Origin of the sequence: Planifilum fulgidum, from assembly GCF_900113175.1 — a bacterium.
Taxonomy (GTDB): domain Bacteria; phylum Bacillota; class Bacilli; order Thermoactinomycetales; family DSM-44946; genus Planifilum; species Planifilum fulgidum.
In genome coordinates this window covers 19,299-38,111 of the sequence record NZ_FOOK01000009.1, presented here as the reverse complement: position 1 = coordinate 38,111, position 18,813 = coordinate 19,299, and the positions used below count along the sequence as shown (strand labels likewise).

The 18,813-nt window shown below is 58.6% G+C and carries 20 protein-coding genes; 14 read left to right on the top strand and 6 right to left on the bottom strand.

Annotated elements, in window-relative coordinates; translation table 11 throughout:
* The first annotated feature begins 131 nt into the window (after positions 1-131).
* From BM063_RS06995 to BM063_RS06985, 3 genes are read left to right on the top strand one after another with little or no spacing between them, the layout of a single operon-like run.
* The gene (locus BM063_RS06995; protein ID WP_177199032.1) at positions 132-947 is read left to right on the top strand and encodes an NYN domain-containing protein; all 816 of its coding nucleotides are present in this window, start codon (positions 132-134) and stop codon (positions 945-947) included.
* A 48-nt stretch (positions 948-995) separates the two neighbouring features.
* Positions 996-1,778, top strand: a complete 783-nt coding sequence (locus BM063_RS06990; protein ID WP_092037289.1) for an SDR family oxidoreductase — start codon at positions 996-998, stop codon at positions 1,776-1,778.
* Positions 1,779-1,821: 43 nt separating this feature from the next.
* Positions 1,822-2,193: an Asp23/Gls24 family envelope stress response protein gene (locus tag BM063_RS06985; RefSeq protein ID WP_092037287.1), complete on the top strand. Its 372-nt coding sequence runs from the start codon at positions 1,822-1,824 to the stop codon at positions 2,191-2,193.
* A gap of 62 nt (positions 2,194-2,255) precedes the next feature.
* Here BM063_RS06985 and BM063_RS06980 read toward each other — a convergent pair whose 3' ends face one another.
* Positions 2,256-2,594, bottom strand: a complete 339-nt coding sequence (locus tag BM063_RS06980; RefSeq protein WP_092037285.1) for a YugN family protein — start codon at positions 2,592-2,594, stop codon at positions 2,256-2,258.
* A gap of 208 nt (positions 2,595-2,802) precedes the next feature.
* Here BM063_RS06980 and BM063_RS06975 point away from each other — a divergent pair, with 208 nt between their 5' ends.
* Together BM063_RS06975 and BM063_RS06970 are read left to right on the top strand one after the other, a co-directional pair.
* Positions 2,803-4,020 (top strand): M20 metallopeptidase family protein, encoded by a 1,218-nt coding sequence (locus BM063_RS06975; protein ID WP_092037283.1) that lies wholly within the window; start codon positions 2,803-2,805, stop codon positions 4,018-4,020.
* A gap of 52 nt (positions 4,021-4,072) precedes the next feature.
* Positions 4,073-4,501 (top strand): hypothetical protein, encoded by a 429-nt coding sequence (locus tag BM063_RS06970; RefSeq protein ID WP_143085263.1) that lies wholly within the window; start codon positions 4,073-4,075, stop codon positions 4,499-4,501.
* A 576-nt stretch (positions 4,502-5,077) separates the two neighbouring features.
* On the opposite strand, the gene BM063_RS06960 is transcribed toward BM063_RS06970, so the two are convergent.
* Positions 5,078-6,442, bottom strand: coding sequence for a sensor histidine kinase (locus tag BM063_RS06960; protein WP_092037277.1), 1,365 nt, complete (start codon positions 6,440-6,442; stop codon positions 5,078-5,080).
* Entirely contained in the window at positions 6,439-7,122 is a 684-nt protein-coding gene (locus tag BM063_RS06955; RefSeq protein WP_092037275.1) for a response regulator transcription factor, read from the bottom strand. The genes BM063_RS06960 and BM063_RS06955 overlap by 4 nt, the downstream gene beginning before the upstream one ends.
* A gap of 455 nt (positions 7,123-7,577) precedes the next feature.
* On the opposite strand from BM063_RS06955, the gene BM063_RS06950 reads away from it, so the two are divergent.
* The 7 genes from BM063_RS06950 to BM063_RS06920 all read left to right on the top strand — a co-directional run bounded on the left by BM063_RS06950 (position 7,578) and on the right by BM063_RS06920 (position 13,632).
* Positions 7,578-8,129 carry a hypothetical protein gene (locus tag BM063_RS06950; RefSeq protein ID WP_092037273.1) on the top strand — a complete coding sequence of 184 codons (552 nt, stop codon included), beginning with the start codon at positions 7,578-7,580 and terminating at the stop codon, positions 8,127-8,129.
* 127 nt (positions 8,130-8,256) lie between these two features.
* Positions 8,257-9,711 (top strand): MFS transporter, encoded by a 1,455-nt coding sequence (locus BM063_RS06945; protein WP_092037428.1) that lies wholly within the window; start codon positions 8,257-8,259, stop codon positions 9,709-9,711.
* 106 nt (positions 9,712-9,817) lie between these two features.
* On the top strand, positions 9,818-10,504 hold the full coding sequence (locus BM063_RS06940; RefSeq protein ID WP_092037271.1) for a YetF domain-containing protein: 687 nt from the start codon (positions 9,818-9,820) through the stop codon (positions 10,502-10,504).
* A 79-nt stretch (positions 10,505-10,583) separates the two neighbouring features.
* The gene (locus tag BM063_RS06935; RefSeq protein ID WP_092037269.1) at positions 10,584-11,012 is read left to right on the top strand and encodes a CBS domain-containing protein; all 429 of its coding nucleotides are present in this window, start codon (positions 10,584-10,586) and stop codon (positions 11,010-11,012) included.
* 356 nt (positions 11,013-11,368) lie between these two features.
* On the top strand, positions 11,369-11,800 hold the full coding sequence (locus BM063_RS06930) for a YhjD family protein (RefSeq protein WP_092037267.1): 432 nt from the start codon (positions 11,369-11,371) through the stop codon (positions 11,798-11,800).
* Between the two features lie 18 nt (positions 11,801-11,818).
* Positions 11,819-12,163 (top strand): cupin domain-containing protein, encoded by a 345-nt coding sequence (locus BM063_RS06925; RefSeq protein ID WP_092037265.1) that lies wholly within the window; start codon positions 11,819-11,821, stop codon positions 12,161-12,163.
* 158 nt (positions 12,164-12,321) lie between these two features.
* Positions 12,322-13,632 carry a short-chain fatty acid transporter gene (locus BM063_RS06920; RefSeq protein ID WP_218154422.1) on the top strand — a complete coding sequence of 437 codons (1,311 nt, stop codon included), beginning with the start codon at positions 12,322-12,324 and terminating at the stop codon, positions 13,630-13,632.
* A 53-nt stretch (positions 13,633-13,685) separates the two neighbouring features.
* Here the strand turns inward: BM063_RS06920 and BM063_RS06915 are convergent, their stop codons facing one another.
* Positions 13,686-14,462: an HAD family hydrolase gene (locus BM063_RS06915; RefSeq protein ID WP_177199031.1), complete on the bottom strand. Its 777-nt coding sequence runs from the start codon at positions 14,460-14,462 to the stop codon at positions 13,686-13,688.
* A gap of 142 nt (positions 14,463-14,604) precedes the next feature.
* Here BM063_RS06915 and BM063_RS06910 point away from each other — a divergent pair, with 142 nt between their 5' ends.
* Entirely contained in the window at positions 14,605-15,447 is an 843-nt protein-coding gene (locus BM063_RS06910) for an SPFH domain-containing protein (protein ID WP_218154421.1), read from the top strand.
* Positions 15,444-15,623 carry a type II toxin-antitoxin system antitoxin gene (locus BM063_RS06905; RefSeq protein ID WP_092037259.1) on the top strand — a complete coding sequence of 60 codons (180 nt, stop codon included), beginning with the start codon at positions 15,444-15,446 and terminating at the stop codon, positions 15,621-15,623. The genes BM063_RS06910 and BM063_RS06905 overlap by 4 nt, the downstream gene beginning before the upstream one ends.
* Here BM063_RS06905 and BM063_RS06900 read toward each other — a convergent pair.
* Together BM063_RS06900 and mgtE are read right to left on the bottom strand one after the other, a co-directional pair.
* Positions 15,620-16,969, bottom strand: a complete 1,350-nt coding sequence (locus BM063_RS06900; protein WP_092037257.1) for a hemolysin family protein — start codon at positions 16,967-16,969, stop codon at positions 15,620-15,622. The two genes, BM063_RS06905 and BM063_RS06900, sit on opposite strands and share 4 nt — an antisense overlap.
* Positions 16,970-17,079: 110 nt before the next feature.
* Positions 17,080-18,447, bottom strand: a complete 1,368-nt coding sequence (mgtE, locus tag BM063_RS06895; protein WP_245752131.1) for a magnesium transporter — start codon at positions 18,445-18,447, stop codon at positions 17,080-17,082.
* Between the last annotated feature and the right edge of the window lie 366 nt (positions 18,448-18,813).

Below are 18,813 nucleotides of genomic sequence, written 5' to 3'. Positions count from 1 at the left end.
CACCCCTTCACAGCTGCCGGGGCATCTTGCGGGATTCCCCGGAAGCCGTCCGGATATAAAAAGGATTCCCCATTTGATATGTAGAAGTAAACATGCATTATGATGAAAGAGGGGGATGGAGGATTGATTACATGGAAGCAGACAAGCATATTGCCATTTTCATTGATTTAGAGAATGTTTATTATGGACTTAAAAAGTATCATCTCGATCCCGATCATCCCGAACCGAGCCACAATCTTTTTTTGCGCCTTCAGGAGCATTACGGGAAACGGGCCATCCGGATGATCGAAGCCTATGCGGATTTTGAACGGCTTGATCTGTCGATGACAAGCCTGCAGCGGAAACGGGTGCACGTCCATCAGGTGTACGGCAACGGGAGGGGAGGGGATGAGCGGAAAAATGCCGCCGATATCCAATTGTGTCTGGATGCGATGGAGGTTTTATACCGGGTTCCCGACGTCACCACCTTTGTGATCGTCAGCGCCGATCAGGACATGGTTCCGCTGTTGGACCGCTTGTGGTCGCGGGGCAAGCGCGTCGAGCTGTTTTGCCTCTTTGACGAAAGCCTGTCCAAGTCTTCCCCGATGCCCGAGTTTTGCGATCAGGTGCACAATTTGTTCGAATTCCTCAATATTCCCCAGATGCAAAATTTGTCCCGGCTGGACCGGATGCTCCAAAATGCGGTGATCCAGATTTACGAATGGTATCAGGATCCCAACAATGCGGGAAAAAGTTACGGAAGCAACTGGATCAAAAAGGACCTGATGCGCAGATTTCACATCGATGAAGCGGAAGTCAACCAGTTGTTCGGCAAGATGATCCGGGGTCGCTATCTGGAACCATATGAAATCGTGGTGGACGGAAACATTTATTATGGATACCAAGTGAATCTCGAAAATCCGCAGGTGCGCAAAATCGTAAAAATTGCGGGATACATGGTGAGCTGAACTTTTGCCGCGACGGATCACAGCTTTTGATCGAAGGGAGGATGCCCAATGGATCTCGGACTCAAGGGGAAAGTCGCGCTGGTGACGGCGGCCAGCCGCGGCCTGGGACGCGCCATCGCCGAAAAGCTGGCGGAAGAGGGAGCCCATGTGGCCATGTGCAGCCGGGACGAGAACAGAATCCGGCTGGCCGCGGCGGAAATCGCCGGGAAAACCGGAGCGGATGTGGCCGCGTTTGAGGCGGACGTTTCGAAGCCCGAGGATATTAATCGGGTGGTCCGGGAAACGGCGGATCGCTGGGGGAGGATCGACATTCTGCTGTGCAATGCCGGAGGACCGCCGGGGGGAACCCTGGAATCCTTCGATGACGCGGCGTGGCAAAAAGCCTTCGAGACCAACCTGCTGAGCGTCGTTCGGCTGATTCGCGCCGCGTTGCCTCACATGCCCCGGGGAGGGCGCATTCTGGCCATCGCTTCCTCTTCGGTGAAGCAACCCATTCCCGGCTTGATCCTTTCCAACACCATGCGCGCGGGGGTGGCCGGGTTGATGAAAACCTTGGCCGAAGAACTGGGTCCCCGGGGCATCCTGGTCAACACGGTCTGCCCCGGACGGATCGACACCGACCGGGTGAGGGAATTGGATCAGGCCAAGGCGGGCATGGAAGGGGTCCCGGTGGAGGAGGTGCGCCGTTCCTTCGAGGCGGCGATCCCGTTGGGCCGTTACGGTCGTCCGGAGGAATTCGCCCGGGTTGTGGCCTTCCTGGCGTCCGAAGCCAACACCTATGTCACCGGATCGACACTTCTGATCGACGGAGGTATGGTAAAATCGCTCTGATGAGGAAAACGAACCAGGAATCCGCGTTGAGGGGGCTTGAGGCATGACGGAAAACGGTTCACAAGGCACCATACAGATCGCCGATGATGTGGTGGCCGTCATCGCCAGCCTGGCGGCCACCAAAACAAAGGGCGTTGCCGGCATGTCGGGCGGCATCACGGAGGGATGGGCGAAACGGGTCGGAGGGAAAAACGTGACCCGCGGCGTTTCGGTGGAAGTGGGACAGGTGGAGGCCGCCATCGACCTCCGCGTGATCATCAATTACGGGGAAAAGATTCACGAAGTGGCCCGCCAGTTGCAGCAAAACGTCAAGGAGGCCGTGGAGACGATGACCGGCCTGCGCGTGGTGGAGGTCAACGTGAAGGTGGAAGGAGTCGAGTTCCAGGAGGAGGAAGAAGAGGAGCGGGTCAAATAAACCGCTAAACCGCGAACGGACACCCCGATCGGGCGGGGTGTCCGCTGTTTTCCCCGTTATTGTCAGGAAAGGGCCTCTTTCAGGGCCTCCACCTTTTCTTTCACGGTCTTTTCCAGGGATTCGGGAATGGTCACTTCATAGTCAATTCCGTGAGGATGAAGATGACGGCCGAACACCGGGTCTCCCAATTCCACCGTCGCCTTGGGGCTTTCCAGTCGCCCTTGGATCGCTTCGGCGGGCACCCGCAGGTAATAAACGGTTCCCTGGTCTTCCAGTTTCAAGTCGTAGACCGCCTTGTTGTAGTCCCAGGCCCAACGATCAAAGCCGAGACCGCGAACCACCTTGTCCACGGTGCCGAAATCCTTGCGGATGCCGTTCAGGCCGGAATCTTCGAGAACCATGGCAACTCCCTCCTTGCAGCGCGAACAGTTTTATCTCATCCATGATAGTATGTTCCGCACCGGGATGCAATGGCGAGGCGATGACAATTGGGCCCGTTGCCGGGGATTGGCGGGTGTGCGGGAATCCGAAGCCGGGTGGCGCCCGCCCCCATTTTATCCGATACTTAAAGAAAGGGAAGCATTTTGAGGCATTTCCACGGGGAAGGAGATGGAACGTTTGAACCGGCTGAGCGAACGGGTCGAGAAAATCTTTTCCCAGATGGTCGAGTGGCGGAGAAGGTTTCACATGGAGCCCGAGCTTTCCTTCCGGGAAGAGCGGACGCCGGCGCGGGTCGCGGAAATTCTCAGGGAATGGGGCATCGATGTGCGCACAGGGGTCGGGGGACGCGGGGTGGTGGGAACCCTGACCGGCGGACGGCCCGGGAAAACCGTCGCCCTGCGGGCGGATATGGATGCCCTTCCCATCCAGGATGAGAAAAGCTGCGAATACCGGTCGCGGGTTCCCGGGGTGATGCATGCCTGCGGACATGACGGTCACATGGCCGTTCTTCTCGGGGTTGCCCGCCTCTTCTCCGAGATGCGGGAGGAAATCCCCGGACGGGTCCGTTTTCTCTTTCAGCATGCCGAAGAGGTTATTCCCGGCGGCGCCCGGCAGATGATTGAGGACGGGGCCCTGGAGGGCGTGGACGCCGTGTACGGGGTTCATCTCTGGACTCCGCTCCCGGTCGGAGTGGTCGGGATCAAGGCCGGCCCCCTCATGGCAGCCGCCGATTTCTTCCAAATCGACGTTTTCGGAAAAGGGGGACACGGAGGGCTTCCCCATGAATCGGTGGATGCCATCGTGATCGCCTCCCATCTCATCCTTCATCTGCAAACCCTGATCAGCCGCCAAGTCGATCCGCTCAAGTCCGCGGTGATTTCCGTCGGAACCATCCAGGGCGGTCAGGGCTTCAACGTGATCGCCGAACGGTGCACGTTGACGGGGACGGTGCGGACCTTTGATCCGGTCCTTCGTGATGAGCTGCATCGGCGGATCCGGGAAATCGCGGAGAAAACCTGTTCTCTTTACGGAGCCACGTGCCGGGTGGAGTACCAGTGGGGATATCCCGCGGTGATCAATGACACCGTCGAGGCCCACCGGATGGCCGGCGTGGCCCGGCGCATTGTCGGCGACGACCGGGTCTGGGAGATTCAGCCGGTGATGGCCGCGGAGGATTTTGCCTATTATCTTGGCAAGGTGCCGGGGGCCTTCTGCTTTGTCGGGGCGGGCAATCCGGAAAAGAATTGCGATTTTCCCCATCACCATCCCCGCTTCGATTTCGATGAGCGGGCGATGAAGGTGGCCGCCCAATTGCTGCTCTCGTCGGCGCTCACCTATCTGCGGGATGAAGGGCGGCGGGAGAAGGCGGATGAACCGGCCTCTTGAAAAATTGGATAGCGCGTATCCCTTTGGGGAATCCAGTCGGGGGGGCAGGAAGATGAAAACCGTCTGGGCATTCGGTTTTCGGCTGTTTTGCCTGAATGTGCTGATCGCTTTCGTCCTGGGGCTGCTGGTTGTGTCTTGCGCCCTCATCATGCCCGGCCAGCCTCTGATCTTTTACTCCATCGTGGGGCTGTTTTTCTTCGTGTATCTCGCGTGCTGGTATTACTATGCCAAGTGGGTTTATGAGCGGCGGGCGGAAGAGGTGCTGATCCGGTCGACCCTGGTCGGGTTTTTGCCCAATTTTGCGCTTGGCATCGTTGGCTTGACCTTTGCGAATCTGCTGGCGTTGCTTGCGGGAAAGCCGTCCACCATTTTCGTGTACAGCCTGTTCTCCGTCTCCTCCATATTGCTCGGGGCGGCGGGGCTTTTCGCCATTTTCCTGTACAAAAAACACCTGGACCGGAGGCGGGCTGAGAACGCATAAAGGTCGGGGGAAATGAAGGTCCGTGCCGCGGCCTCTGCTTTTGCAGGGGCCGTTTCGTTTGGTCCCCTTTGCGCTGCATCGGAAGCGTCATCGCCTTGCGACATCCTGCAGTGTTTTCCCGGCGGGAAACTGATGATTGAGATTGCCCGAAAGGGATGTGCAGGGCGGGAAGACACAGGCGGCAAGGCAGATCAGCAGCGTAAGTTTTTTCATCCTCTCACCCTTGCCCGCATTGCAGATACCATATCATGATGCTTGCATGATCCTGACGCGAAGCCTGACAGATTCTCATTTTTTTCACCGCCTCAGGATGGCCCGGACCGGAAAAAGCCGTTGAGACTTTGACAAACTCCGTGCCGGGTAAACGAGGCCGGAAGAAAGGGTGTGGCACTGACGCCCTTTGCCATGCGGTCAAGCGAAGCGGAAGCCCCTCTTTGGGCATCGGACGGGGCCACACAGCGCTCCGGCGGTTGGGACGAGGACGAGGCGCTCGGCGGATGTCCTCCCAACGCGCTGCCATGGTCGACTGCTTGGAAGCCGGCGATTTTTGCCTGCGGAGGGATCGGCGGGATGTTTTTAACGCTTTCCGGGATAAGGCAGCCGGACGATGAAGGTGGTGCCGCGGCAGGGCTTGCTTTCCACCTCGATCGTTCCGCCGTGGGCCGCCACAAATTCCTTGGCGATGGCGAGCCCCAATCCCGATCCTCCCCTGCTTCGCGTGCGGGCCGGGTCGGTCCGGTAGAACCGGTCGAAGAGATGGGGGAGATGTTCCGGTTCGATGCCGATGCCCGTGTCCGAAACGCTCACCCGCAACATGTTCTGCTTTTCCTCCGGTCTTTCTTCCCGGTCAATGCGGATGTGCACCGATCCTCCCTCGGGGGTGTAGCGAAGCGCGTTGACCAGCAGGTTGAGAAACACTTGCGTGATCCGGTTCGGGTCGACGGAAAGGGTCGCTTCGCCGGAAAAGTCGTCGAGCGAGAGATGAATTCCCTTTTTGGCGGCCTCGGGACCGACGCGCTCCAAAATTCTCCGCAAAAGGGAGGGAATGTGCGTCGGTTTCCGTTCCAGAGGCAGCTGCTTCGCCTCCGCCAGGGTCAGCTGATGAAGATCCTCGACGAGGCGGGTGAGACGGATCAGTTCGTCCTGCAGGGGCAGAAGGTTTTCCGGCGGGATCGGCCGGCCGCTCTGCTGCAGGAAATCCAACCTGCCCCGGATGATGGTGAGCGGTGTTCGCAGTTCGTGGGCGACGTCGGCCACCAGATGTTTCCGGATCTCCTCTGCCTTCTTCAGCTGGTTGGACATTTCATTGAACGCTTTGGCCACTTTTCCGTATTCATCGCCGGTGGTGACCGGCGCCTGAATCCCGAGTTCCCCTTTTCCCAGCCGGTCGATCGCGGGAATCAGCCGCCGAAGGGGCGCAGTCAACCATTTGGCCAACCCGTACGCAACCAGCAGGGAGAGGGCGACGAGGAAAAGGGTGCCCAGGATGAGGAGAAACGTTGTGGAGTCCAGTATGCCGATCCGCAGACGGGACATGAAATCGACGGCCGGATCGTGATAATGCAAAAATCCGATCGTGTCACCCTTCAGCCGCACCAAGCTTCGGACTCCGAACCGGAGCACGGTGGACGGTTCGGCTTCTCCCGCGGAAAGCAGGATCTGTCGGTTTCGCGCCTGAAGGACGATGCTGGCCCTTTGACCGGTTTCCGTCCGCAGTTTGTTTTCGACATCGAGGGTGTGCACATGTTTCCAGGAGTTTCCGTTTTTTTCATAGTGCTCGGCGAAAAGGCGGGACAGTTCATCGATCTTCTCCTTCCGGGGCGCCGCCACCATCACCTCGAGGGCGTCCCGCAACACGATTTGGGTGACAAAGGCGAAGACCAGGCCCATTCCCACGATGAACGCCGCCATGGCGACAAACAGCTTGCGGCTGACGCTCATGCGGGGTCACCGAACCGGTAGCCGAATCCGTAGACCGTTTGGATGTAGACGGGGTTTGCCGGGTCGTCTTCGATTTTTTTGCGGAGTCGGCTGATATGGGCGTCCACCGTCCGCTCGTCGTTCCACAGCGCGTCATCCAGTGACTCCAACAGCTGCATGCGGCTGTATACGATTCCCGGCCTGGCGGCCAAGGTGAGGAGCAGTTTGAACTCCATGGGCGTCAGGGGGATTTCTTTTCCTCTTTTCCAAACGCGGCGCCGGGGTTCGGATATCAACAGGTCGCCGCGCCGCAGCGCCTCCCCGTCGTCTCTGTCCCCCTCGATCCGGCGCAGCACGGCGCGGATGCGGGCTGCCAGCTCCCGCAGGGAAAAGGGTTTGGTGATGTAATCGTCGGCCCCCACTTCCAGCCCGATGATTTTGTCCGTTTCCTCGGTCCGGGCCGTCACCATGATGATGCCCATCCGGCCCTTTTTGCGCAGCTCCCGGCACACGTCGATGCCGCTCATCTCCGGAAGCATCCAGTCCAGGACGACGAGGGAGGGTTTTAACTCCTCGGCCTTCCGCAGGGCCTCCAGGCCCGTTTTGGCGGTTGCCGTGTGGAATCCCTCCTGCCGCAAAAAGGGCTCCATGAATTCGAGCACTTTTTCCTCATCATCCACCAGCAGCAGAGTGTGGGCCATCCTCTCATTCCCCCTCACATCGACTCTCCTTTTATGATAACGGCTGGATCCCCTGATTCCGCAAAATTTCATCGTAACCGAAGAAGATTGTCATAAGATCACAACATTCTCCCGTTAGGATGGGGAAAGCGGGATGTCAAGCCATTCACAGCCCATGCCGCGGGAAAATTTTTATCCGGCGAAGGACGCTGTCCCGGGATTTTCATCCGGCTCCCGTTGATTGGAAGGATCCCTTGGTCCCGGGCATTCAGTGAAGCCGGGGGAAACTGGGAGCTTCGATCGGTTTTGAGAAATCCGGACGCAACCGGTCAGGCATCTCCCGGAACTTGTGCGAAACGCGATCGCGTCTGCATGGGAACCGCGGCGTCGCCTCATACAGGGGGCGGAGCAAGTCCGGGAAGCCTTCTGGCTGCGTCCCTCTCGCCGAAAAATTCGACGCGCAAGGAGCTGGTCTGATGGCTTATCGCTTGAGTTTGCGAAAAAAACAGCTGCTGGTGGCGATCCACGTCCTTTCCGTCATGGCCTGGTTCGGCGGAACCTGCTGCATGCTGCTTTTGGGATGGTACCTGAGGAGCGCCGAAAACGGGGAGCAACTCTTCTACACGCTGTCCAGCATGCACCTCGTCGACGAGGCGCTGCTGAAGTACCCGGCTCTGGTGGCCCTGGTCACCGGTGTTCTCCTCTCGGTTTGGACCCATTGGGGGCTCACCAGGTATTACTGGGTTCTCATCAAACTGGTATTGACCGTGGGGATCATCCTGTTTGCCATATTTTTTGTCAGCCGGTGGTTTTCCTTTCTCCTGAGCGCGGCGGAACAATGGGGCTACGCCGCTTATCGTCAGGATGCCTTCCGGTCGGTCTGGATGTCAAACATGCTGGGCGGGGCGGTCAATCTGGCGGCGCTGCTTTTCATGACCCTGATCACCTATTTCAAACCCTTCGGCAAGATCGGGAGAAGGAAAAGAAAGCAGGACCTTCCGGCGAAGGGAGGAAACCGGGCCGGCTGATCCTGTCCCGCAAAAAAGCGGACTTCTTGCGGAGTCCGCTTTTTTGCATGAAAAAAATTTTTTGCCTTCATACTAACCCGGGAAAGCAGTTGCCGGCAGGGAGGGCAGCGGATTGGCTGAACGGGAAATGGAGAAAAAGCGGTTTTTCAAAGGCCGGCGGAAAAAATTCCGCCTGAAGAAAGAGGACATCACGGTTGTGGACATGGACTCGGCCAGAAGGGCGGTTTTGGCCACCAGCGTCGGCAACGCCATGGAATGGTTCGATTTCGGCATCTACTCCTACCTGGCGGTGACGATCGGGAAAGTCTTCTTTCCCGAAATGAAGGAAGGAGTTCAGCTCATTTATGCCTTCGCCACCTTCGCCGTCGCCTTTCTCGCCCGGCCGCTGGGAGGGTTCGTTTTCGGGATGTTGGGCGACCGGTGGGGACGAAAAAGGGTGCTTGCGACCACGCTCATCCTGATGGCCGTCTCGACGCTGAGCATCGGTTTGATCCCCGGCTATGAGTCGATTGGTTCGACGGCGACGGTTTTGTTGCTGCTGGCCCGGTTGGTGCAAGGCTTTTCCACCGGCGGCGAGTACGCCGGCGCGATGACTTTCATTGCCGAATCGACGCCGGACAAGAAGCGGGGCGTGATGTCCAGCGGGCTGGAAGTGGGGACACTGATCGGATATATCGCCGGAGCCGGCTTTGTCACGCTGCTCACCTTGGCCCTGGGCTCCGACACCATGGTCCGATGGGGATGGCGCATCCCCTTTCTGGTCGCCGGCCCGATGGGGCTGATCGGCTATTATCTGCGGGAGCGCCTCGAAGAGACTCCCGCCTTCGAAGCGATGGAGGAGGCGCGGGATCGGGAATCCTATCTGTCGGTCCGGGACATTCTGGCCTCCTATTGGAGAACCCTGTTGATCGGGATGGTCATGGTTTTTTTTTATAACGTCGTCAATTACACGGTTTTGTCCTACATGCCCTCGCACCTGTCCGCCGTCCTCGGCTACGGGGAAACGAGGGGCCTTCTGCTGATCGTCGTCGTGATGGCGATCATGATTCCGATTGTGCTGTTGATGGGCTATTTCAGCGATCGCGTCGGTTCCAAACGGGTGGTTCAGGGCGGATTGGCCGGGCTGGTGCTGTTGTCCATCCCCTCTTTCCTGCTGATCGGAAGCGGAAAGGCGTGGTGGGTGCTTCTGGGGCTGGTGCTGCTGGGGGTCTTTTCCGCCAGCTTTCAGGGGACGATGCCCTCCCTGCTTCCCTCCCTCTTCTACACCGAGGTGAGGTACGGCGCCTTGGCCATCACCTACAACATCTCCGCCTCGGTGTTCGGCGGCACCACGCCCCTCGTGGTTTCCTGGCTGATCAACTGGACGGGAGACCGCCTGATCCCCGCCTATTACCTCGTCGCCGTGTCGGTGATCGGTCTCATGGTCGTAACCAAGTTTGTCAAGGATCCCTCCGGCAAGTCGCTGCGGGGATCGCCTCCGGCCGTCGAAAAAAAGCGCGAGATCAAGGAGGTTTTGCAGAATCCGGAGGAAGCCCTGTGGTGGCAGGAAGAAAAGGAACAAAGGGAAAGGGAGCGCGAGTGATTCTGAAGGATGGGACCGGCTTTCCCCGCTCCGACGACGCGCATTCATATCCCGCTTTTATCTGGGGAGGCTAGACAACAGGAATCAAGGAAGGTGGGGAGAGCCGTTGGCTTACCTTCATGTTCTGTTTCAAACGCTGCTTGCCTTCGGAACCATTCTGGTGCTGACCATCATTTTGGGAAAACAGCAGATCTCGGAACTGACTTACTTTGAATACATCAACGGCATCACCTTCGGATCCATCGCCGCCGCTCTGGCCACCGACATCGATTCCGAAACCGGCCTTCATTTCTTCGGGTTGGTTCTGTTCGGCGGACTCACCTTTTTGATGTCCTTCCTCACCCTGAAAAGCCGCTGGGCAAAAAAGCTGTTGGAAGGGGACCCGGTCATCGTCATCCGGGACGGGAAGATTCTGGAGAACAACCTGCGCAAAAGCCGATTTAACGTCGACCAAATCCTGCAGCTCCTCCGGGAGAAGGACGTATTTGACGTCTCCCAGGTTCAGTTCGCCATCCTCGAAAACGACGGAAGCCTTTCGGTGATGCGAAAGCCGGAGCATCAGCAGTTGACGCCGAAAAGCCTCTCGCAGCCTCCAAAAAATCATCCCCAAGTGCCGATGGAATTGGTGGTCGACGGGCAGATCATCTACGAAAATCTGCGGAAAATGGGGAAAACCGGCCGGTGGTTGATGGAGGAGCTGAAAAAGCGGCAAGTGACGTCGCTGCGGGACGTGTTTTACGTTTCCCTGGAAAGCGACGGCACCCTGTATGTGGACAGGCGCCGGGACTTTTGACAAATACTGTCCGCGGCCGGAAGGAATGCAATTTTCCGGGACGGAGCAACCTAACCCCAGAAAAGGAGGGAACCCGACAATGGCTCAGCTGAGAGACATCATGACCACCCAGGTTGCCACGGTGTCGCCCCAGGACAATGTGTATCAGGCGGCCAGCCTGATGAAACAGCACAATGTCGGCATGATTCCCGTGGTCGAAAACGGACAGCTGCAGGGAGTCATCACCGACCGGGATCTGGTGATCCGGGGCATTGCTGATAAGAAGCCCAATTCCCAGCGGGTGGGCGATGTGATGACCGGCGCCCCGGTGACCGGCTCGCCGGACATGTCCGTCGATGAAGCGGCCCGGCTGATGGCCCAGCACCAGATCCGCCGGCTCCCCGTGGTGGAAAACGGGCGACTGGTGGGAGTCGTTTCCATCGGCGATCTGGCTGTCCGTCAACCCTTCTCCGATGAAGCGGGACAGGCGCTGAGCAGCATTTCCGAACCGAGCCGTCCCGTCATGTGAGAAAGAGAGGCGGACGCCGCCTCTCTCTTTTTCATTTTCTGCGCCGGATGCGCCGAGAAGCAGCGCGAGCGCTTTTCCTCCGAAAAGGGGGGAATTTGCCCGCCGCGTTCTTCTGAGGATCTCTTTCTCCATTTCTTTCATCCTTTCTTCGGCCATCCTTTCCATCTCGTAAGGACTGCGCATCCCTTGGCCTCCTTGTCCGAAGTGTGGTTCCTCTTTTCTGTACCCTATTTACATATATAATAAACAATATAGTTTATTATATATAAAAACAGCAGAAGAAAATACCAACGAAACAGGAACATATGTTTGCATATAATGGAGGTAAAGCGCCTTTCACTGGGGTGTGGTGGGGGATGTTGATCGCTCCGGAAGAATATCGGCTTTTTGCCGACCTGGTGAAACGGGTTGTTCTGCTGGATGTGCTGGAACGGGTCTTGGAGCGGGATTGCCGGACCCTCGCGAACGCGCCCGTAAAGATGGGCCGGCCCATCGGAAAAATGCTGGAGGAAGCCCGGAAGCGCGTCGCCCGGGAAGCCCTGGACGCCCGAAGAAAGTTGCGCCGGATCGGGGGAGAGATCATCGAAGTGAAGCAGCTGTCCGATGCCCGCGAGGTGAAGGCCCGTTTCCGCGGATTTCTGCACAGCCAGCGGTATGTCAACGAATGGTTGCGCAGCGAGTGCGAAGAGACGTTTCTCCGCCTGTTGTCCAACCGGAATTTTTGTTCGATTTCCGCGGCGGGGCCTGTTGAACCCTCTCGACGGATGGAGTACAATGAATCCAAATGAGTGAGGGGGTTTTTATCGATGGAAGGGCCCTATGTGATTCGCAAGGGCGACGGTAACTGGATTCCCATGGGCGACGGCGTCCGGTTCAGCTATTTGCGGAGATACGGGGAGGAATACAGCATCCTCCTGGAGATGGATGCCGGAGGCCGCTTTCCGGGGCATGATCATGTCGGCGGGGAAGAGATCTTCGTCCTGGAAGGGTCCGTGAGATTGGGAACGGAGGAACTCCGGCAGGGGGATTATTACTATTTGCCGCCGGGGGTGAGCCATCCGGCGGAGACGGAAGAGGGCTGCAGCCTCCTCATCACCTCCGCCCGGGGATTGGAAACGGGTGAGAAGCAAAAGTCTCTGAAAACATCCTGAGGCTTTTTGAACTGATGGAATGAAAGGGCTTTCATGGGTTTCTCTCCGATGAGGTCCAAGCGGAATCGGTTTGGACCTTTCTTTTGGCGGCATTATCCTGATTATTTCAAATAGATTTATTTTATCGGTGATTGATTCTTAAAGGGGGTCTTGTGTTGCTGAGACGATTCACCCGCTTGTGCGTCCGTCTGGTGGAACGCTATCTTCCCGATCCGTTTTTGTTTGCCGTGCTGCTCACCTTTGTCGTCTTCATCATGGGCCTCATCTGGACGCCTTCGGGGCCGCTGGAGATGATTCGCCATTGGGGAAACGGCTTTTGGGGACTGCTGGATTTTACGATGCAGATGGTGCTGATTCTCGTTCTGGGGCACGCGTTGGCCCGGGCCCCGTCGGTGGAGAGGGCATTGAAGGCGGTGGCCGGGCTGACCCGGGATCCCGGCAAGGCGCTGATGCTCACCACCTTCGTGGCCACCGTCGCCAGCTGGATCAGTTGGGGGTTTGGACTGGTGGTCGGCGCCCTGTTCGCCCGGGAAGTGTCCAAAAGGGTCCCCGATGTGGATTACCGGCTCCTGGTGGCCGGGGCTTACTCGGGATTTCTCGTCTGGCACGGGGGGTTGTCCGGTTCCGTTCCCCTCAAGTTGGCGACGGATGATCAGTTCGGCGTGATGGTGCCCACCTCGGACACCCTGTTTGCCGCCTTCAACCTGGTTCCGGTGATCGTGCTGGCGGTGACCCTGCCCTTTTTGATCCGATGGATGCAGCCGCCCCGTCCGGAGCGGGTGACGGTCCGCCCCGAACTGTTGCAGGAAGATGCCTCCGGGCTTTCCGGGGCGGATGATTCGGCGGAGACGCCGGCGGAGCGGCTGGAGACCAGCGCGGCCATCTCTCTGGTGACGGCGGCGATGGGCCTGATCTTTATCCTGTGGTTTTTCGTCGAAAAGGGCTTTCAGCTGGATCTCAACATCATCAATTTCATTTTCCTGATGGCCGGAATCGCGCTGCACCGCACCCCCCGGCGGTATCTGGCGGCCATTTCGGAGGCGGTCAGGAAAGCGGGGGGCATCGTCCTCCAGTTTCCCTTCTATGCGGGGATCATGGGCATGATGGCTTCGTCCGGTCTGGGGGAGAAGATTTCGGAGCTGTTCGTGAGCATCTCCAATGAAACCACCTTTCCCCTGTTCACCTTTTTGAGCGCCGGGCTGGTCAATCTGTTCGTCCCTTCAGGCGGCGGCCAGTGGGCGGTTCAGGGGCCGATCATGTTGGCCGCGGGGGAGGCCCTGGGGGTCGACCCGGCGAAGACGGCGATGGCGGTGGCCTGGGGTGATGCCTGGACCAACATGATTCAGCCCTTCTGGGCGCTTCCCCTCTTGGCCATCGCCCGGCTGAAGGCCCGGGACATCATGGGTTACTGTGTGGTGGTTCTCCTCTATTCCGGTCTTGTGATCGGGCTCAGCTTCCTGCTGTTGTAGGCGGCGAAAGCCGGCGGGATGATCGAGGCCCGGGGGCGATGATCCCCGGGCGTTTATTTTGCGCTTTCCCACACCTGGAGAAGTTCTTCCAGGGACGCCAGTGCGTAATCGGGCAGGTGTTCTTCGGTGACGCGTCCCGAATGACCTTCCCACTTGAGCCGCATGGAGAGCCAGCGGGGAAAATCGGGGTGACTTTTCCGCCGGGGAAGGGGCATCCGGCGCATTTCGGGCGGCAGATCCCGGCTGATCCAGACGGAGACGGCGCCGGCCCGGTTGGCCCCGACGACATCCTGATCGATCCGGTCACCCACGTGGATGATGCGGCCGGGCTCCGCGAAGCGGAAAAATTCGGGGTTGGGCTTGGCGGTCTGCAGGCGGTCCGGGGTGTGAAAGGCGGAAAAGAAGGGCGTAAGCTGAAGGCAATCGGTGACGGGGCGCTGGTAACATTCGAAGCCGTTGGAGGCGACGACCATGGGGACATTGGCCTTCCGGAGGGCCTTCAGCGCCGGAAGAACGTCGGGAAAGCGCCACACTTTGCCGGGAACCGCGTGTTTTTTCACCAATTCCTCCACCGTGAAGGGAGGATCCGCTCCGATCGCCTCCCGGGCGACCGTTCTCACGATGTCGTCCCAATCGTAGGCGTCCCGCAATCGTCCCTCCCGGAGTCGCCGGCTGTGCTCCCGGCCCAGCACGTCGTAAAAGGGGAATTGTTCCCTGGGGGCTCGGGAATGGAACCAGGTTTCGATTTCCGGAAACACCCAGCGCCGAAAGGGGTTGATCATCAGGGTGTGATCCAGATCGAAGGACAGGATGAAGGACGTCAGGATCATCATCTCCTTCGCCAGGGTATTATTTTATTCCATTGTACTTCTTCCCCGACGGAAGGTCTTGTCCGAAATGGGAACGTGTTTTCAATTCAATATAATTGTGATATCATAATGATAAAAAGGAGGGGACGTCATGCAGCAGGCCATTCAGGAAAGACAAGCGTGGAAAATGAACGGTTTCGGGATGCTGGGGGTCGCAGCGGCAACCTTCTTGTTGGGCTTTTTGTTTCTCCTGTCGGAGTTGTACTTTCTCGGAGTTGTATTTTTTGTCGTCACCGGGCTGATCGGCCCCGGTTTCGTCATGGTGCAGCCCAATGAGGCGCGGGCCCTGATCTTTTTCGGAAAATATGCGGGAAGTGTCCGCGAGTCGGGGTTTTTCTGGGTCAATCCCTTGACGCTCAAGAAACGGGTTTCCCTCCGGGTGCGCAACTTCAACAGCGAGAAGTTGAAGGTGAACGATGCCGCCGGCAACCCCATCATCATCGGGGCGGTGGTGGTGTGGAAAGTGGTGGATTCGGCCAAAGCCCTGTTTGATGTCGACAACTACGAGGAATTTGTGGCCATCCAGAGCGAAACCGCCATCCGTTCCCTGGCCAGCCGTTATCCCTACGACAGCCATGCGGACGATGTGCCTTCTCTCCGGGGCATCGATGAAGTGGCCGAAACCCTGAAGCGGGAAGTCGAGGAGCGTCTCGAAGTGGCCGGTGTGGAAGTGATCGAGGCGCGCATCAGCCATCTCGCATACGCTCCGGAAATCGCCCAGGCGATGCTTCGCCGCCAGCAGGCGGAGGCGATCATCGCCGCCCGGAGGAAAATTGTGGAGGGGGCCGTGGGCATGGTGGAATCGGCCCTTGCTCGGATCGAGGGGGAAAACCTCCTGCAGCTGGATGAAGAGCGGAAAGCGGCGATGGTGAACAACCTCCTTGTCGCGCTGGTGGCGGAAGGAGATGTCCAGCCGGTGATTAATACCGGCACGCTGTACTCATGAGCGGAAAAAAGCGATTTTTGCTGCGCCTCGATCCCGAACTTTACGCCGTGCTGGAGAAGTGGGCGGCGGATGAACTGCGAAGCGTCAATGCGCAGATCGAATTTCTTCTCAAATCCGCGGCGGTCAGGGCCGGGCGGTGGAAGGGGCGCGATAAAAGCACAAAGGACGAGTCCTAGTTTGTTCGGTCGAGGTTGCCCTCGGCCGCTTTTTTTTCCGGTTTCACCAGGAGCCGGGTGACGCTGCGCTGATCGATCTCCTGAACGGTGAATATCCAGCCGTTGTGCCTCACTTCGTCGCCGATTCGGGGCACCTCCTTCAGCCGGGAAAACACCCACCCGCCGATGGTGTCGTTGTCGGGATCCTCGATGTCCGTTCCGAAATAATCGTTCACTTCCTCGATCAACAGGCGGGCGTCGATGGATGTGCCGCCTTCGACGCTCTGGAAAAAGGGGCGCTCATCGTCAAATTCGTCCTGGATTTCCCCCACAATCTCCTCGACAATGTCCTCCGTGGTGAGCAGGCCGGCGGTTCCCCCGTATTCATCGACCACGATCGCCATTCCGGCCCGGTTTTTTTGCAGAATGCGCAGGGCGTCCTTGATCTCCATCGTTTCCGGGATCAGGATGGCGGGGCGCGCCAAGCGGATCAAGTCGGGACTCTCCCCCTCCAAGAGATGTTCGAACACCTCGCGGACATGGACGATCCCCCGGATGTCGTCCTTGTCCTTTCCGCACAGGGGATAGCGGGTGTACTGGCTCTCCTTGATGATGTTCAGATTTTGTTCAAAGCGGTTGTGGGCATACAGGCAGACCATGTCCACCCGGGGGATCATCACCTCGCGGGCGACCCGGTCGGCAAACTCGAAGATTTTGTCGAACAGGGCCAATTCCGTTTGGTCGATGATGCCGCTTTTGTGACTTTGGGCGACCAACATGCGGATCTCTTCCTCGTTGTGCACCTGCTGATGTTCCGGGACCATTTCCACCCCCAGCCAGCGCAGGATGAGGTTGGCCGCTCCGTTAAGCAGGTATATGAAAGGGTAAAACAGTTTGTAAAACCAGTGGAGGGGCGCGGCCGTCCACAGCGTCGTCTGCTCCGCCCGGCGGATGGCCAGGGATTTGGGGGCCATCTCCCCGAGGACGATGTGCAAAAAGGTGATGAAGGAAAAGGCGATGACAAAGCTGGCGGTGTGGACCGCCCATTCGGGGATGCCCAGGGGCGCCAGGGCCGGTTCGATCAGCCGGGCGACGGCCGGCTCCCCGATCCACCCCAAACCCAGGGAGGCCAGGGTGATGCCCAACTGGGTGGCCGAGAGGTAGGCGTCCAGATTGGCCAGCACCCTTTCCGCGATGCGGGCCCTTCGGTGCCCCTTTTCCCTCAGCACGGCGATCCGGGTGGAGCGGACCTTGACGATGGCAAATTCGGCGGCGACAAAAAAACCGTTCAGAAGAACCAGTATCAGGACCAGCAGCAGATTGAAGACGGTGGCGACAAAGGCTTGCAATGGAGGTACCTCCTGCATAGGGCGTCCCTTCGCTCGAAGCGTTCAAGCGCCGCTTGCCCGCTTCGACCGAAGGGTGACGGAGCTCGTTATGAGTTTCCCCCGTTCGGCGATCCGATAAAAATTCCGGGTTACAGGAGGAAATTGAGGCAGAGAGTGGCGATGCCGAAATAGACCACCAGGGAAAAGACGTCGCTCAGGGTGGTGATCAGCGGTCCGGAGGCGACGGCGGGATCCACCTTCAAAAAATGCAGGAGAAGCGGAATCACCGTGCCGGCGATCGTGCCGATGAGCAGGGTGAGCAGGAGGGAAAAGCCCACCACGATGCCCAGCCGCAGATCGTTTTCCATGCCGTAGAGCACGCCGACGATCAGCAGGCTGCAAACCGTCCCGATGATCAGACCGACGGACGCCTGCTGCAGGATGAATCGGCCGTACTTGTCCCGCGTCAGTTCCCCCGAAGCGATCCCGCGAATCACCAGGGCGAGGGATTGGGTTCCGGTATTGCCGGTCATCCCGGCAACCATCGGCATGAAAAAGGCCAGGGCGGTCAACCGGGAGATCGTGTCTTCAAAAAAGCCCACCAGCTTGGAGGTCAACACGCCGATGAACAGCAGAAGCATCAGCCAGGGAATCCGCCTCCGGGCGGAAGCCAGGGGGGAGGCCAGCACCTCTTTTTCCGCCCGGCTCACCGCCGACAGTTTGGCGATGTCCTCCTGGGCCTCTTCGATCAAGACATCCAGGATGTCGTCCACCGTGATGATGCCCAGGAGCCGGTTTTCATCGTCCACCACGGGGATGGCCAGAAAATCGTACCGTCCCAGAATGGCCGCCACCTCTTCCTGGTCCATGTCGGCCGGTACGGAAATCACCCGCTCATACATGATTTCCCGTACGGGAACATCCGGTTGGGCAATCAAAAGTTCCCTCAGGGAGACGACGCCCACCAGGCGGTCGTCCCCGTCGATCACATAAATGTAGTACACCGTTTCCGCCGTCGGGGCCTCTTGACGGAGATACTGGATCGCTTCTTCCACCGTGTAATGGTCGTAGACGCTGATGTACTCCGTCGTCATCTTCCCCCCGGCGGTGTCCCCGGGATAGTCGAGGAGGGCACGCACCTTGTCCGCCTCGGCCTGTTCCATCTTTTTCAGCAGGGTCTGCACCTTCTGCTCCTCCAGCCCCTCCAACAGGTCCGCCATTTCGTCGGAGGGAACCCGGTTCAGCACCCGGGACAGCTTTTCCGGCGGCAGCGCGGACAGGATTTCCAGTTGCTCGGTCTTTTCCACTTCTTCAACCAGTTCGGCGATTTTTTCGGGAGAGAGAAAATCCAGCAATTGGCGCCGATACACGCCGTTCAGCCGGAAAAAGATTTGCCCCAGATCGTAGGGTTGCAACTCCTCGAGGAGCTGGCGCATCGCCGCCTTGTTTCCCTTTTGAATGGCCAGTTTGATGGCGTCCATCGGCAGTGCCACCGTTTGATGTTCCGATGTTTCCACGCCTTTCACCCTCCTTTCCTTCAACCTTCAAACCCTCCCCATCATAACAGATGGCCCCTGTTCTCATCCAGAACTTTCACGGGTTTTTCCGCCGCACAGGTGGGTCGCCGCCTCCTCGTTCATATCGCAGTCTCCCCTTTTTTCGAGGGAGATAAAGGCAGGAAGCGGAAAACCGTGTTCTCTTGCGTCGGCCGATCGCAGAAAGGAATCGTCCCCGGCTGCGCGATATCGCCTGGCGTCCCTTTTTTGCGGGAAAGAAAAAGGACGGCACGGCTGCACCGCGCTGCAAAGGCCAGATCAAGGGCCGGATGCACATCCCGGCATGGACGGGGATTTTCCGACATAGTCCTGATAGGGGAAAGGAGC